This is a genomic window from Streptosporangium sp. NPDC003464 (genome assembly GCF_053588315.1).
Genome location: NZ_JBSFPS010000011.1, coordinates 1 through 14,821, shown reverse-complemented (window position 1 = coordinate 14,821; position 14,821 = coordinate 1). Strand labels below are relative to the sequence as shown.

The 14,821-nt window shown below is 72.7% G+C and carries 12 protein-coding genes; 5 read left to right on the top strand and 7 right to left on the bottom strand.

Translation table 11 applies throughout. The annotated features are described in order from the left end of the window. The first annotated feature begins 10 nt into the window (after positions 1-10). Positions 11-979, top strand: coding sequence for an aldo/keto reductase (locus ACWDS7_RS04335; protein WP_451928064.1), 969 nt, complete (start codon positions 11-13; stop codon positions 977-979). A gap of 93 nt (positions 980-1,072) precedes the next feature. Here the strand turns inward: ACWDS7_RS04335 and ACWDS7_RS04330 are convergent, their stop codons facing one another. Next, the gene (locus ACWDS7_RS04330) at positions 1,073-1,534 is read right to left on the bottom strand and encodes a MarR family winged helix-turn-helix transcriptional regulator (RefSeq protein WP_451928063.1); all 462 of its coding nucleotides are present in this window, start codon (positions 1,532-1,534) and stop codon (positions 1,073-1,075) included. A gap of 57 nt (positions 1,535-1,591) precedes the next feature. On the opposite strand from ACWDS7_RS04330, the gene ACWDS7_RS04325 reads away from it, so the two are divergent. Continuing rightward, complete coding sequence (locus ACWDS7_RS04325; protein ID WP_451928062.1) at positions 1,592-1,996, top strand: VOC family protein; 405 nt, start codon at positions 1,592-1,594, stop codon at positions 1,994-1,996. Positions 1,997-2,059: 63 nt separating this feature from the next. Here the strand turns inward: ACWDS7_RS04325 and ACWDS7_RS04320 are convergent, their stop codons facing one another. The 3 genes from ACWDS7_RS04320 to lanL form a co-directional block, all read right to left on the bottom strand. Next, positions 2,060-2,632 (bottom strand): MarR family winged helix-turn-helix transcriptional regulator, encoded by a 573-nt coding sequence (locus ACWDS7_RS04320; protein WP_451928061.1) that lies wholly within the window; start codon positions 2,630-2,632, stop codon positions 2,060-2,062. A 240-nt stretch (positions 2,633-2,872) separates the two neighbouring features. Continuing rightward, positions 2,873-4,105: a hypothetical protein gene (locus tag ACWDS7_RS04315; protein ID WP_451928060.1), complete on the bottom strand. Its 1,233-nt coding sequence runs from the start codon at positions 4,103-4,105 to the stop codon at positions 2,873-2,875. A 357-nt stretch (positions 4,106-4,462) separates the two neighbouring features. Then, a complete protein-coding gene (gene lanL, locus ACWDS7_RS04310; RefSeq protein ID WP_451928059.1) occupies positions 4,463-7,477 on the bottom strand; it encodes a class IV lanthionine synthetase LanL in 3,015 nt (1,004 codons plus the stop codon). Positions 7,478-7,885: 408 nt separating this feature from the next. On the opposite strand from lanL, the gene ACWDS7_RS04305 reads away from it, so the two are divergent. Then, positions 7,886-8,809, top strand: a complete 924-nt coding sequence (locus ACWDS7_RS04305; protein ID WP_451928058.1) for a helix-turn-helix domain-containing protein — start codon at positions 7,886-7,888, stop codon at positions 8,807-8,809. 110 nt (positions 8,810-8,919) lie between these two features. On the opposite strand, the gene ACWDS7_RS04300 is transcribed toward ACWDS7_RS04305, so the two are convergent. The 3 genes from ACWDS7_RS04300 to ACWDS7_RS04290 all read right to left on the bottom strand — a co-directional run bounded on the left by ACWDS7_RS04300 (position 8,920) and on the right by ACWDS7_RS04290 (position 12,781). After that, the gene (locus ACWDS7_RS04300) at positions 8,920-9,717 is read right to left on the bottom strand and encodes an SAM-dependent methyltransferase (RefSeq protein WP_451928057.1); all 798 of its coding nucleotides are present in this window, start codon (positions 9,715-9,717) and stop codon (positions 8,920-8,922) included. 282 nt (positions 9,718-9,999) lie between these two features. Beyond that, positions 10,000-11,199: an FAD-dependent monooxygenase gene (locus ACWDS7_RS04295; RefSeq protein WP_451928056.1), complete on the bottom strand. Its 1,200-nt coding sequence runs from the start codon at positions 11,197-11,199 to the stop codon at positions 10,000-10,002. 109 nt (positions 11,200-11,308) lie between these two features. After that, positions 11,309-12,781, bottom strand: a complete 1,473-nt coding sequence (locus ACWDS7_RS04290) for a M48 family metalloprotease (RefSeq protein ID WP_451928055.1) — start codon at positions 12,779-12,781, stop codon at positions 11,309-11,311. 205 nt (positions 12,782-12,986) lie between these two features. Here ACWDS7_RS04290 and ACWDS7_RS04285 point away from each other — a divergent pair, with 205 nt between their 5' ends. Then, the gene (locus ACWDS7_RS04285) at positions 12,987-13,823 is read left to right on the top strand and encodes an LLM class F420-dependent oxidoreductase (protein ID WP_451928054.1); all 837 of its coding nucleotides are present in this window, start codon (positions 12,987-12,989) and stop codon (positions 13,821-13,823) included. Positions 13,824-13,945: 122 nt separating this feature from the next. Then, positions 13,946-14,761 carry an SGNH/GDSL hydrolase family protein gene (locus ACWDS7_RS04280; RefSeq protein ID WP_451928053.1) on the top strand — a complete coding sequence of 272 codons (816 nt, stop codon included), beginning with the start codon at positions 13,946-13,948 and terminating at the stop codon, positions 14,759-14,761. The last annotated feature ends 60 nt before the right edge of the window (positions 14,762-14,821 follow it).

The following is a 14,821-nucleotide window of genomic DNA, read 5'->3' as shown; positions in this document are numbered from 1 at the left end:
GAGGAGTCCGATGCCCGAGCGGAAGAAGGTCGTCCCCCTGCGCAGGGTCGGCACCCACGGCCCCGACGTCTCCGTGCTGTCCCTGGGGTCCTGGCACACCTACGACCGGATGCACTTCGAGGACGCCGTGGCCATGGTCAGCCACGCCGTGGACCTGGGCGTCAACCTTTTCGACGTCGGCGTCTACGGGATCCCCGGGCAGCCGCCGGTCTTCACCGACGTGCTGTTCTCGGCGATCGTGCGGGCCGCCGGGATCGACCGGGACGACTATCTGCTGTCGTCCAAGCTGTGGCTGGAGCCGTACCCGGAGCAGTCACTGCGTGAGCAGCTCGAACGCGCCCTGTTCCGGGTCGGCACCGGCCGGGCCGACCTGGTCGTCCTGGGTGACATCCGCCGCGACGACCTCGACCTGCGGCGGCTGGCCGCCGACCTCGCCGAGCTGGAGGCCGAGGGGCTCATCGGGTGCTGGGGGGTCAACAACTGGTCGGCCACCGCGATCACGGCCATCCGCGACCACGCCCTCCAGGCCGGCTCGCCGGGGCCGCAGATCGCGCAGCTCAAGTACAGCCCGTGCCGCCGGTCGATCCCGGACGGCGAGCCGTTCGCGCGGGTGTTCGCCGAGGGGATCACCATGCAGGCCTCGGACGTCATGGAGGGCGGGATCCTGGCGGGCAGGACGGCGCCCACCCGGGAGATCGGCCGCGACCCCGGCGGCGTGCGCGGGCAGATCATGGAGGCGGCCGGCGGGATCGCCGAGGTCGCGGCCGGGCTGGGCGCCTCCCCGGCGCAGCTCTGCGTCGCCTTCACCCTGACCCATCCGTCGGTCAGCACCGTGCTGTTCGGGGCCAGCCGCATGGAGCAGCTCGTGGACAACGTCGGCGCGCTGGAGCTGCTGGAGCGGGTCGGCGCCGCGCGCCTGCGGGAGCTGCTCGACCCGTTCTGGGTCGACGGCGGAGTGGTGGACCCGGAAGGCCCGTGACCGTTCACCCGGCTCCGCGCCCGTTCCGGGGGAGCCGGTGAGCCGCTCGGGCGGGTCCGCCTCCGGACCGGGCGGATCCGCCCGGTCCGGAGGTCATCGGCGCGTGGCCGGGTCAGGTCGCTCCGTCAGGTCCGCGTACACGCGCAGCAGCAGGTCGTGCAGCAGGGCGCGCTCCCGCTCGTCGAGAGGCGCCAGCACGGTGTCGCGGACGGCGGTGGCCTCGGCGGTGAGCGAGGTCAGCGCGGCACGGCCGGCGGGGGTGACCGTCACGCGGACGCGCCTGCGGTCCGCGGGGTCGCGGGTCCGCTCGGCGTAGCCGGCCGCGGTCAGCTCGTCGATCACCTTGACCACGTCGCTGGGGTCGATGTCCAGCCGTGCGGCGAGGTCGCGCTGGACGTGCGGGCCGAAGTCCGCCAGCGCGGCCAGCACCGCCATGTGCCACAGGCGCAGGCCCCTGTCCCCGAGCTGCCCGGCGAGCCGGGTCCGCGCGGCCTTGCCCACCTTCGACAGCAGGTAGGTCGTCAGCGCGGTCAGGGTGGGCGGTGTCTCGTCCATGCCCCTATTGTAGGGTCAAACCAATGATTGGTTTTCACCCATGAATAGGGGGACGTGATGGACGCGCTTCACCCGCGCCTGCTGGTGGGCCGGTTCGCCGACTGCTTCCGGTTCTACGACGCGGTGCTGCCGGAGCTGATCGGGGCCAGGCGCACGCGGGGTGCCGAGAGCGGGCCGTACGCGAGCTGGGACGTCGGCGCCGAGGGCGTGCTCATGCTGTTCGACCGCGCGGCGATGGCCGCGGTGACCGGCACCGCCGGCCTGCCGGCCGAGGCGGCGGTCCAGGACCGGGCCATGCTGGTCAGCCGCGTCGGCGATGTGGACGCCGGCTTCGACCTGTGCCTGCGCCACGGCGGGCACGCGGTCGTGCCGCCCGCCGACCGCCCGGAATGGGGCCCTGGCATGCGGACCGCGCATCTACGGGACCCGGACGGCAACCTCCTCGAACTCCAGTCGTACTGAACCCGTACCGCCCCCCGGGCCCGCCCGCCCCGCCTCCGGGCCGGGCCGTCGGGGTCGGTGGGGTTATCGGGTGCGGCGGCGGCCGCCGCGGCGTGGGGGGAGGGGGATCTGGGCGTGGAGGGTGTCGCGGCGTTGTCCGCCGTGGTGTTCGAGGTGGGTGATGACGCGGCGGAGGGTGTCGGCGAGGTGGCGGGTCTCGTCGGGGTCGAGGGGGGCGACGACGAAGGCTTCTTCGTCGTTGAAGGCGGGGAAGAGGGTTTCCATGAGGGTGCGGCCCTGGGGGGTGAGGCGTAGGAGGGCGAGGCGGCCGTCGCCGGGGTGCTGGCTGCGTTGGGCGAGGCCGCGGGATTCGAGGGTTTTGATGATGCCGGTGAGGGTGCCTTTGGAGATGCCGGCCTCGGCGGCGGCGTGGCGGGTTTCGATCTCCTCCCAGATCCAGATGACCCAGAGGACGACGAAGGCGCTCCAGGTGAGGTCGGCGGTGCGGAGGGCGGAGTTCTCGAGGTGCTGGCGGACGGCGGTGGCGGCGCGGTAGAGGTTGGAGACGGCGGCGAGGGCTTCGCGGTGGACGGGGATCGGTCCGAGGCGTTGGTTGACCGCGTGTTCGGTCTCGGTGAGTGAGTAGTGCGCGGGCACTCATGCTCCTTCGGCGTCGAGCGGCGGCGGGCTCGCGCGGGAGCCCGCGGACTCGCGCGAGCCCGCGGGCCCGGCGGCACCGGGCTCCCGCGGGGACGGATCTTCGCCCCTGCTCATTTGTACACTTACGACCCGGGCCCCGCTCACGCCTCTACGGTCCTGGTCCGCGCCCGCCCGCGCGGTCCGGGCGTCCGGCCGCCGTCACGGGGTGGCGGGCGGGACGGTGGGACGCGTCCCCCGTCAGCCGCCGACACCCACGCGGGCGCGGGTGTGGGTGCGGTGCGGGTGCGACCACCGGTAGAGGTCGTCCTGGATGAGGCGGAGCTCCTCCAGGGCCCGGCCCGCACCGGTCTGACGCGACATGGTCAGGGCCTGGCGGGCGACTCCGGCCGAGCGCTCGCCCTCGTGCGCGTCGGCGTAGGCGTGGGCGAGACAGGCCATGTTGTAGGCCGTGAGGTAGTTCGACGGAGCCTCCGAGAGGTCCCGCTCCAGGATCTCGATCGCGTCGGCCGGATGGTGGAGCTGGATGAGGCATCCGGCGGCCAGGGCGTTGTGGACCCAGGCGGGGTAGTCGAACGTGATGGGAACGTCGTCCTTCGGACTCTCCTGGGGCGCCTCCGCCGACTCCTCCAGGCGGCGGTGACACATGTCCTCGGCCCCGGCCATGGCGTGGCCCTGCGCCTCGTGCCGACGGGCCATCGCCTCCAGCGGCGGCGGGGAGAGCACGTGCTCGCGGGCGGCGACGGCGAGGTCGATCACCTGCTCGGGGTTGCCCCGGGTGTCCTGCAGGCCGGCCCGGCGGGCGAGCGTGTAGGCCACCAGCCGTTCGTCCCCGGCCTGGTGCGCCGCCAGCAGGGCGCGGTCCGACCAGGCCAGCGCCTCGGCGAGGTTGCCGCCCTCGTAGTGCATGCGGCTGATCAGCTCGGCGTCCTGCGAGCTGAGCAGGAGCAGCGACTGGCGGATGTCCGACCTGGCCTCGCGGTGCAGCGCGTCGATCGTGGCGAAGACAGGGGACAGGGCGTTGATCGTGCGGGCCGGGCGCAGGTCCGGCCGCGAGTACGCGCGCAGGACGGTCCGGAAGTAGGCCGCGGTCTGCTCGTCGGTCCGCCGGGGGTTCTCGATCGCCCGGCCGGTGCGCTCCTCGTCCTCGGGCGAGAACGTCCCCGCCATCAGCGGGATGCCGGTCAGGTGGTGCCAGAGGGTCGTGCCCGCCGCCTCGCCGCTGAACAGCTCCGCCTCGTTCATGCCGAACGCCCGGCAGAACAGCTCCGAGTACAGTTCGTCGGGCCGCTGCTCTCCGGCCTCCCAGGCGCGGATCATCTCCGTGAGCCTCTCCTGGCTGGGCAGCCGGTCCCGGGCCGTGTCGTCGGCGACGTCGGTCAGCTGCCTGCTGAGGTCCTGCCGGCTCCACAGGCGGCCACGCCGCCAGGCGCGCATGCGGGCGGCCCAGGTCGGAATGTCGATGGCAACCATCGGTGCATCCTCTCGATGTGTGGGCAGGAACCGACATTCCGCCCATACAGGACATCCGCTCCTATTCTCCTATGGACGTTGCGTGCCGTCCTCATAAGGATGCTAAAAACTCCGGCGGCCGCCTTGACCGTGATCTGGTCTCCGGCGCGGCCGGGAGCGATCACGGGGAGCCCTGCCCGTCCGGTGCGGGCGGGCAGGGCCCTGATCTCGGTTGTCGGTGCGGAAGGGCCTCAGTTGTCGGTGCAGAAGAGATGGATGCGGCAGTTCGTCAGCCGGGCCGCCTCGGTGGCGGCCGGCTCACGCTCCTCCAGGCCCTGGAGGTCCTGAACGTCGAAGGACATGGTCTCTCACCTCCCTTCACGGGTTCCACGGCCGCGCCGGGCGCGGCACCGTCGCGGTGGAGCCGCCGCCTCCCGGGGGAGGGCGGCGGGTCCGGGAGGGGTGATCCCGGCCGGCCTCCATGACGTCGTCGAGCATCCACAGCCGCGCGCGCCGGTGACGGAGCCGGATGAGGAAGGCGACGACGCCCGCCGTACCGCCGAGGAACGTGGGGGTGACCGTGGAACCCGGGCCGGGGACCAGGAGCCTGCCGAAGCGGTGCACGGCCCTGGCCTCCAGGCAACCGGCCAGGTCCTCCGCCCACCGGTGGTAGCGGTCGTCGGCCGTGAAGTCGGCCATGTCGAGAAGGAACTCCCCCTCGCCGGGGAGGCCGTGGCACGGCACCGGACCCGTCTGCCACCGGGTGCGGTGGACCGCGACCGCGGCCCTCTCCGCCAGCAGCAGCGCGACCGGGTCACCGGTGACGCTCCAGTAACGGATGAGGAAGGAGCCGATCCCCGACGACCCGCTGCACCAGTGGGGCCGGCGCGGGCGGACCGTCTCCGGCGCGTCCGACAGGACCGGCCACCACGCGGTGTCGCCGTCGAGGTCGGCGTGCTCGTAAAGGGTGTCGGCGACCTCGCGCGCGCTCGCCGTCCACTCCGGGCGGCCCAGGGCGGCGCCCGCGTAGAGCAGCGCCGTGCCGACGCCCGCGATGCCGTGCGCGAAGCCGAGGTGGCCCGCACCGACGAGGCCGGAGTCGAACGACTCCGGGGTGGTCCACCTGGGGCGCCCGTCCCGGTAGGACCGCGCGCGGTGGAGGTTCTCGAACGCCTCCGCGGCCCGCTCGCGGAGCGCGGGCTCCCCGGACCGGAGCGCGAGGCGGAGAAGCGCCATGCCGCAGCCGGCCAGGCCGTGCGTCACGTCGGGGTTCGGGTGATCCGTCGGCAGCCGGCCCGCCGCCCACAGGGCGAACTCCCTCATCCCGTCGTCGCCGTCGGCCTCCGCCGCGTCGTAGAGCGCCCAGATAGCCCCCGACCGGCCGAAATACAGGCCGGGAGGCCAGAGGTCCTCGCCGGCGAGGCGGTCGCGGAGCCATCGGGCAGCGGCGGCGGCCGTACGGTCGAGGCCGCCCCCGCCCCCGCTCCCGCCTCCGGCGGGCGAGGTGCCGTGCCCGGTGAGCGAGGCGAGCGTCAGGACGGCGAGGATCCCCGCCGCGCCCCCGTTCACCGAACACGGGTCCGCCTCGACCCCGTCGACGACGTTCGGCCACGGCGAGGGGCTGCCGTCGCGGGTGTCGGCCGTCTCCACCAGGCGCGCGAGCCCGCCGGCGACGAGGTCGCCGGACCTCGACGGCACCCGGTCCGGCTCCTCGGCGGGGTCGGACGGACCGCCCGGCTCCGGCGCGGGGGCCGGGGCGGGCGGGCCGCCAGGTCCTCCGGCGGGGGCGGGCGGGCGGCCGGGCTCCAGCGCGTCCAGGAACTCCTCGCACCTGTCGAGTGACCAGCGCCGCTCCGGCTCGCCCATCAGCCCCGCCACGAGCGGGCGCAGCAGGGCCAGCGTGGGGTTGGCGGCGGCGACCTCGGCGACGTGGCACAGGACGCGCCGTCCGCGTGCCGGTCCCGTGACGTCGTCCTCCGCGAGCGCCGGGTCGGCGCCGACCGCGAGGAAGTATGCCGTCGCGCCGAGGGCGTAGAGATCGGCGGAGCCGTCCGGAGCGGGCCGGAACCTGCCGCTGTGGGGCGACAGCTCCGGCGCCAGGTAGCCAGGGGTCCCGCCCACCATGACGACGCTCCCCGGCGGGACCGCGTGTTCGAGGTCGACGAGGCGGATGTCGCCGCCGGGCAGGAGCATCACGTTGTCCGGTGAGAGGTCGCCCAGGACGTAGCCATGGCGGTGAACGGCCCGGACCCCCTCGACGAGGCGGCGGACGACGGGCAGGACCTCCGCCGCCCCGTTCCCGAAACCGCTCCGGCCCAGGGGCCCGGCGCGCCCCTGCGACCACCGCCGCAGTGTGATCCCGGGCACGAGCTCCTCGGCGAGGAAGACGTGTCCTCCCTGCTCGAAGAGGTCGACCACGGCCGGCACGACGCCCGTGACGGCGAGGGCCTCCAGGCAGGACCGCTCGGCCGCCACGCGGTCCCGGGCGTCCCTGCCGCTCAGGTCGGAGCAGGCGTGGGGCCGTCCCTCCTTGACGACGACCTCCGCACCGGTCTCGGTGTCCTCTGCGAGGTAGACGCCGCCCCGGTTGGCGTGCCGTACGGCCTCGCGGACGACGTAGCGGCCCTTCAGCACGACGGCGGACGGCCGCGCCGGGGGAGGAGGCGGCTCGGAAGGGGGCGGCTCGGGCGCGGCCGCCGTCAAAGGAGGGGGCGTCGCAAAAGGAAGGGCCGCTGTCAAAGGAGCGGGCGTCGCAAAAGGAGGGGGCGCCGTCAAAGGAGCGGGCGCCGCGGAAGGAGCGGGCGTCGCGAAAGGGGAGGTCGCGAAGGGCGGCGGCGAGAACCGCGGCAGCCGCTCGTCGCGGACCAGTTCGCCGCCCGGCGCGCGCAGGCGGACCTCGTAGAACCCGTCGTTGCCGAGCACCCGGTGCCCGCCGAAGGCGCCGTAGCGGTAGTGCACGATTCCCCCCGCCCGGTAGGGACGGTCGGTGAGGATCGCCGGGCCGGGGAGCCCCATGGTGGCCTCGTCGAGGAGGGCGGCCAGCCGTGCCGACCCGTCGTCGTCGAGCGGATAGGCGGTGACGAACTTCCCCGCGTGGGCGCGGGGGCAGTGCGGGGTGAGGAGGTCCCAGTAACCGCTCAGGCGTGTGGGGAACTTGAACGCGCAGCCCGCCTCGATGAGCACCGGGGCGGCGCGGGACAGCACGACGGGGGCGGAGAGCATCGTCGCCGACAGGTGCAGCTTCCATCCCTGCGGAGGCATCGGATAACCGTCCGGGGTGACCCCGCACCAGAATTCCCCGTCGTCGACCGACCAGCCGTGAGCCCCCGCCCGCCTGAGTCCGGCGATCACGATGTCGCGCAGAAGGGCTCTCTCACCCGAATGAATTTCCACGTGAGTTCCCCTTCCGGCCATGGTGCGCTGCGCCGCCTGGCGACAGGATCACCCATGACTGCCGTCAATGACAGGTAGTTTTCCGGTCTGCCAAGTCGGCGATGGTTATTTCACTCTGGTTTTCACCCATAAATATGCTTAAATTTGTTTGCGGGAATCCTGGATTCCCGTCGATCGCGGGACGCCTGCGGGTGTCCCGGTGCGGGGCCCGGCCGGAACACCCGGTGGGAGGCGTGGGGCCGTCGGGAGGGCGTTCCTCTGACGCGGACGGCTGTCGTAAAATGCTGAATTCGCCTCACGTGCTCACGGGAGTGACCGCCCAACGTGTGCGTTAGAAGGTAATTGTCCGGATTATCAGCGAGAAACGCGGAACGGCCGAGCTGTTCGACAGGCCATCGGGGAGTGAGCATGAGCACGGAGCATGCCGAAGGCGGTGTGGCGCGTGGTGGCGTCCTCACCGGAGTCGGTGGCGGGCCCGGTGGCGGTCCCACCATCCTGCGGATCCTGCTGGGTGCCCAGCTCCGGCGGCTGCGCACGGCCCGGGGCATCTCCCGGGAGGACGCCGGATACGCCATCCGCGCCTCTCACGCCAAGATCAGCAGGCTGGAGCTGGGGCGGGTCGGCTTCAAGGAGCGCGATGTCGCCGACCTGCTGACCCTGTACGGGGTGACCGCCCCCGGCGACCGGGAGCCGATGCTCGACCTGGCCCGCCAGGCCAACGCCCCGGGCTGGTGGCACAGATACGGCGACCTGCTCCCGAGCTGGTTCGAGGTCTACGTCGGGCTGGAGGAGGCCGCCTCGATCGTGCGGACCTACGAGGTCCAGTTCGTCCCCGGTCTCATGCAGAGCCCCGGCTACGCCCGGGCGGTCATCATGCTCGTGCACGGCGGCGCGTCGGCCGAGGAGGTCGACCGCCGTGTCGCCCTCCGGATGGCCCGGCAGGAGCGCCTCACCCGGCCGGACGCGCCGACGCTCTGGGCCGTGATGGACGAGGCCGTGCTGCGCCGCCCCATCGGCGGCGAGCAGGTGCTGCGCGCGCAGGTCGACCACCTGCTGGAGCTCACCGAGCTGCCCAACGTGAGGCTGCAGATCATGCCGTTCCACCGGGGCGGCCACGCGGCGGCGGGCGGGCCGTTCTCCATCCTGCGCTTCCCCGAACGCGACCTGCCCGACGTCGTCTACATGGAGCAGCTCACCAGCGCCCTCTACGTCGACAAGCTTGAGGAGACCGACCACTACATGCAGGTCATGGACCGCCTGTGCGTCCAGGCGTACTCCGTCTCCGACAGCAAGAGGTTCCTGCGCGACCTACGCGCGGAGCTGCCGGACTGAGCCGGGCCGCTGGCCCCCGGGCTGCTGGGCCCCCGGGCTGAGCCGGGCCGCCGGGCTGCTGGGCCCCGAGCCGGGCGAGGCGGGCGGGGGCGCCGGGCCGGGCGGGGGCGTCAGGCCGTTCTGCTGCCGACGCCGCCGAGCACGATCATCCGCGTGGACGGCGCGTCCATGCGGGGCCGCCACCGCGTCACGTCGACCAGGCCAGGCTCGACCAGGTCGAATCCGTCGAAGAACGGCAGGATCTCCTCGTGGCGCCGGAAGTCGATCGTGAGCGGGCCGCCCGCCATCGCCGCCCGCGCCCGCGCGACGGCCTGGGGGTCCCCCTCGGCGCTCGGCTGGGAGATGGCCAGCATGCTCCCCTCCGCCATGCGCTCGCGGAAGCGGCCGACGATCCTCGCCGGTTCCTCCGGGCCGGGGAAGAACTGGAGCACCGCCACGAACAGCACCCCGACCGGCTCGTCGAAGTCGATGAGCCGGCCGAGCTCCGGGTGGGCGATGATGTCATCGGGGTCCCGCAGGTCCGCGCGGATGGAGACCACACGGTCGTCGGTGGCCAGGAGCGCGTCGTTGTGCACCGACACGATGGGGTCGTTGTCGACGTAGACCACCCGCGCCGCCGGGTCGATCCCGCAGGCGATCTCGTGAACGTTGGGCGAGGTCGGGATGCCGGTGCCCAGATCGATGAACTGGCGGATGCCGGACCGGGCCATGAACTCGACCACCCGGCTCAGGAACAGCCGGTTCGCCCGGGCCAGCGGAGGATAGTCGGGGGCCTGGGCCACGAGCATGTCCGCGTACTCGCGGTCGGTGGCGTAGTTGTTCTTGCCGCCCAGGACGTAGTCGTATACGCGCGCCGCATGCGGAGTGGTGGTGTCGATGCCGGCGGGCACTGAATGATCATCCCTCACGGGGCCGAGTGTATCGACCGCATTTGTGATGATTGGTGGCTGTTTACACTTCTGTGGCCGACCTTGCCGTGGCCTCTGTGCCTGTGGCCGACCTTGTTACGGCCTCCGTGCGCACGGCCGGCCCCGTCGGGCTCCGTCTCCACGGCCGGTCCCACCGTGGTCTCCGGGCCCGCAGCCGGTCCCGCCGTGCTCTCCGGGCCCGTGGCCGTTCCCGCCGTGGCCCTTCGGCGGCGGGCGGCACCCCGCGGGGCCTCGACGGCGCCGTCAGTAGTCCTCAAGCCGTCAGTAGTCCTCAAGGGTGATGGCGGTGGCCGCCCGGTGGATCGGCTCGACGACCTTGGCCATCATGCGCTCCTTGCCCGGCATCCGGTTCATCAGCGAGAGCATCTTCAGCGACAGCCAGACCTGGGCCCTGCTCCCCATCACCATCCGCTTGACGTTGGCCGGCCCGAGGTTCTGGTTCTGCTCGGCGAAGTGCCGCATCCGCCGCTCGTAGCCGTCGAACCCGGCCCGGTGGTCGCCGCCGGCCGCGGCCAGCTCGCCCGCCAGGACGTAGGCGCCGACCAGGGCCAGGCTCGTGCCCTGCCCCGAGGCGGGAGAGGCGCAGTAGGCGGCGTCCCCGACCAGGACCGTCCGTCCCTTGGACCAGCGGTCCATGTGGACCTGGCTGAGCGAGTCGAAGTAGAAGTCGGGAGCCTGGTCCATGCCGTCGATCAGGCGCGGGACCTCCCAGCCCTGCCCGGCGTAGGCCTCGGCCACGAGCCGCTGCTGCCCGGCGCGGTCGCGGTGGTCGTGCTCCAGCGGCTCGGAGGCGAACAGGAACATGGCCTTGGCCCCGGCGTCCTTGGCCGTGCTGTAGGTCAGCGCGGTCCGGCGGGGGGCGACGTAGGTGAGCTCCCAGCGGTCGAGGTCCAGGTGGTTGGGGACACTGAAGATCGAGATGTAGTAGCCGAGGTCGCGGACGAACCGCTCCTCGGGGCCGAAGACCAGCGCGCGGGTGGTGGAGTGCAGCCCGTCGGCGCCCACCACCAGGTCGAAGGTGCGCCTGAGGCCGCTGTCGAAGGTGACCTCGACCTCGTCGCCGGTGTCGGTGACCGAGGCGATGGAGTCGCCGAAGAGGTATTCGACCCCGCCGTCGGTCAGGTCGGCCAGGATGCGGGTCAGGTCGCCGCGCAGGATCTCGGCGTCCTCGCCCTCGCGCCCGCCGAACGTGTCGCCGTCCATGCTCGCCACCCGCCTGCCGGTGGCGGTGACGATCGATCCGCCCCGCACATCGGTGCGCTCGCGCCGGATCTCGTCCATGACGCCCATGCGCTCGACCACCTCCAGCGCCGCACCGCGAATGTCGATCTTGTAGCCGCCCTCCCGGAGCGCGGGAGCCCGCTCCACCACCGTGGGCGTGAAGCCGTGGCGGCGCAGCCAGTAGGCCAGCGTGACGCCCGCGACGCCGGCGCCTGAGATCAGGACGTTCTTGTTCCGCATGGGGGCTCCTCGGCAGGTGTTCGGTCCCGTGTCCGAGCATGACGGTACATCAGTATGAGACATTTGTGCAACACAAGTGTTTAAGACAATTGTTCAAGCCGGTGCGCCGTCAGGCGGGGGCGTAGTCCGGGGCGACGCCCTGCTCCGCCAGCCACGCGCGCATGCCGGGCACCTCCGAGGGGTCGGAGACCACCTTGGCCGCGTACCGGGTCACCGTGACCTCCTCGCCGTCCTCGAACAGCAGCCGCGAGGGGGAGGACCAGGAGAGCGTCCACCGGGCCTGGCCGTGCTGGATCAGCGTCGCCTCCAGGGCCTGCCCCAGCACCCCCGCCAGCAGTGTGTCCGAGGGGTTCCAGCCGAGCCGCCGCAGCTCGGTCTCCAGCTCGGCGTGCCGTCCCCGGGCGAGCGCCTCGAAGGCGGCGTCGAGGTAGGGCCGGGGAGTCCCCATGACCCGCTGACCGGCGACGGACAGGTCGTGCAGCGCCTCGGCGTTGCGGACGGTGTACATCCCGTGCGCGACCAGCTCCTCCCAGGACACCGGCCGCAGCGTGGACAGCGCCTCGGGACTCCAGATGGTCCGCTCGACGGCGCCCGTGGCGACCGCCGGGTCGAGCAGGAGCGCCGTCGCCGGCCTGGGGTCGGCCGGGTGCCCCGGCTCGGGCAGCAGGGCGATCGCCGCCAGGCGCTCCCGCAGGCTGGGGTGGGAGTCGTAGGGGGAGGTCTCCTCGGGCTGCTCGCCGGCCCTGGCCGGCTCGGCCTGCCTGGCCGGGTCGTCGAGCAGCGCCCGGAAACCCGCCAGCACCTCGCCGGGGCGGTTCCCGCCCGCCCCGGCGAGGGACATGTAGCGCTCCATGAACAGGTCCCAGGCCAGCGCCGCTCTGTGGATCTTGTGCAGCGCGCCCGACATCGCCTCCCGGCCCGCGATCGCCACCGCGAACTCGTCGGCCTCCAGCTCCTGGCGGCGCGAGACGGCCTGTGAGACGCGCAGGTAGAGCTTGGCGTAGAAGGAGAACAGCCGCTGCACGAAGGGGTGCCTGCCCAGCCCCTGGACGGCCGCGACCAGCGCGACCCGGCCGCGGTAGACGGGCGCGCCGAGACGGGTGTGGGCGCCGCTGTAGTGGCCCAGCTCGTGGCCGAGCACCGCCCGCGTCTCGTCGACGGTGAGGGTCTGCAGCAGCGGCAGGCCGATGTACATGCGGCGCCTGGTCGCGCGCAGGCCGAGGAGGCGGGTGTCCTCGGAGACCGCGGCGTTCACCTCGGCGACGAGGCGGATCTCGTCGGGTGGGGAGGTCTGCACGCGCCGGGCCAGCTCCTCGACCGTCCGCCACAGCTCGGGCTCGTGCTCCCGGGCGACCGCCACGCCGGGCTGCTCGCCCTCCTTCCTGTGGCTGACCATCCACAGCGCCTGGACGAGCGCGCCGGCCGCGAGGGTCAGCAGCGCGGCGACCTTCAGCCCGGCGGCGTGGAAGTCGATGAACAGCCAGACGTCGAAGAGCACGGCGGCCGCCAGGACGAGCCCGACCAGCACGTAGAAACCGGCGAGCAGAGCGAAGGCCAGTGCGGCCCGGAGCGCGGTGGTCATGGGGGAGGGGCTCCATGATGAGGGGACAAATGCCCAAAGACCCTAATAGAGCGCCAGGTCGTCCTGCGGGCGGTCCCAGCACCGGACGGTCCCTGACGTCGCTCCGCGGACCTCCGGCGCGGCCATGTGACGCCAGGTCACCGGGGGTGCGGAGGGGACCGAGTGTCGTCCGGGACGCGCGGTCACGCCGGGATATGTTGGGGCGATGGACACCGGCTTTGGCTACTTCGCGACACATGACGCGGTCGACCCGGCCCGGCTCGCCCTGCTGATCGAGCAGCGCGGCCACTCGATGCTGCTGTTCAGCGAGCACACCCACATCCCGGCGGGCCCGCCGCCCGAACGCCCCGACGGGGGCACGCTGCCCCGCAAGTACTGGCACACCTACGACCCGTTCGTGGCGTGCACCGCCGCCGGCCTGGCCACGACGCGGCTGCGCGTGGGGACCGGGGTCTGCCTGGTCCCCCAGCACCACCCGATCAGCCTCGCGAAGTCGGTGGCGAGCGTCGACGCCCTCACCGGCGGACGGTTCGTCTTCGGCGTGGGGGCGGGCTGGCTGGAGCCGGAGATCCGCAACCACGGGGTCGACCCGGCGCGCCGGTTCGCGGTGATGAAGGAGCACGTCGAGGCGGTGCGGGAGATCTGGGCCCGTGACGAGGCCGACTACCACGGCGATTTCGTGTCGTTCGACCCGATCTGGTCATGGCCCAAGCCGGCCCAGCGGCCCGGTCCGCCGGTGCTGGTCGGCGGCACCGGCCCCCGGGTCTTCGACCGGGTGCTGTCCTACGGCGACGGCTGGCTGCCGAACTACGGGCCCGGCGTCCTGGAGCGCGTGCGGGAGCTGTTCCAGCGGGCGGAGGAGGCCGGCCGGGCGGTGCGGGTGGTGATGATGTCGGTCCCCTCCGACCCCGCGGTGCTGGAGGAGTGCGAGAAGGCCGGGGTCGCCGCCGTGCTGCCGTGGCTGCCCTCGGCGGGGCCCGGCCGCGTCGAGCGGGAGATGGACGCCTTCGAGACGGCGCTCGCGGAGATGCGGGGGGAGTGACCCCGGCGGGGATGGTCCTTACCATTGAGTCATTAACGTGTAATGCGTTCTTGTAAATACGGCGGAACGGGCCGACATTCTGAGCAACGGAGCCGATCGGGGGACAACCCCTGGAGGCAAGCTTGAAGGTCCCCCGCCGAATCCTCGCCCTCATCGCAGCGCTCACCCTCGTCTCCCTCCCGGCGACGGCCCTGGCCGACACCTCGGCGGTCCCCGGCGCCATGGCCTCGATGGGCGACTCCATCACCCGCGGCTTCAACGCCTGCGGCTTCTACCTCGACTGTCCCTCCAGGTCCTGGTCCACCGGGTCCGACTCGGCCGTCAACAGCCACTACCGGCGCCTGCGGGCCGACAGCCCCGACCTGGTCGCCCACAACGACGGCCGGTCGGGCGCCAAGGTCGCCGACATGGCGGGACAGGCCCAGCAGGCGGTCTCCCAGGGAGTCGACTACGTCACGATCCTGATCGGGGCCAACGACGCCTGCACGTCGTCGGAGGCGGGGATGACCTCGGTGGCCGATTTCGAGGCCAGGTTCCGTACGGCGCTGCAGACGCTCGCCACCGGCCTGCCCGAAGCGGCGATCTTCGTCTCCAGCATCCCCGACATCAAGCGGCTCTGGGAGGTCGGCAAGGACAGCTCCTCGGCCCGCACCGCCTGGTCCACCTTCGGTATCTGCCAGTCGATGCTGGCCAGGCCCCGCTCCACCGACCAGGCCGACGTCGACAGGCGTGACCGGGTGCGCCAGCGGGTGGCCGACTACAACGCGGCGCTGGCCAGGGTCTGTGCCGAGCAGATCACCTGCCGCTACGACGGCGGCGCCGTCTTCGGCCACCCGTTCACGCTGTCCCAGCTGAGCCGCTGGGACTACTTCCACCCCAACACCTCCGGCCAGCAGACGCTCGCCGAGGTCACCTACGCGGCCCGCGTCCTCCTGTAGGGCCACGGCGTCCCCTCGCTCAGGGCCCGGTCCCCTTGCCGGGCCGCGCCCCGCCGGACC

Excerpts from the sequence above, each read along its gene's own strand:
- ACWDS7_RS04335 (WP_451928064.1), top strand. The coding sequence starts at position 11 with ATGCCCGAGCGGAAGAAGGTCGTCCCCCTGCGCAGGGTCGGCACCCAC.
- ACWDS7_RS04330 (WP_451928063.1), bottom strand. The coding sequence starts at position 1,534 with ATGGACGAGACACCGCCCACCCTGACCGCGCTGACGACCTACCTGCTG.
- ACWDS7_RS04290 (WP_451928055.1), bottom strand. The coding sequence starts at position 12,781 with ATGACCACCGCGCTCCGGGCCGCACTGGCCTTCGCTCTGCTCGCCGGT.
- ACWDS7_RS04285 (WP_451928054.1), top strand. The coding sequence starts at position 12,987 with ATGGACACCGGCTTTGGCTACTTCGCGACACATGACGCGGTCGACCCG.
- ACWDS7_RS04315 (WP_451928060.1), bottom strand. The coding sequence starts at position 4,105 with ATGGTTGCCATCGACATTCCGACCTGGGCCGCCCGCATGCGCGCCTGG.
- ACWDS7_RS04295 (WP_451928056.1), bottom strand. The coding sequence starts at position 11,199 with ATGCGGAACAAGAACGTCCTGATCTCAGGCGCCGGCGTCGCGGGCGTC.
- ACWDS7_RS04325 (WP_451928062.1), top strand. The coding sequence starts at position 1,592 with ATGGACGCGCTTCACCCGCGCCTGCTGGTGGGCCGGTTCGCCGACTGC.
- ACWDS7_RS04305 (WP_451928058.1), top strand. The coding sequence starts at position 7,886 with ATGAGCACGGAGCATGCCGAAGGCGGTGTGGCGCGTGGTGGCGTCCTC.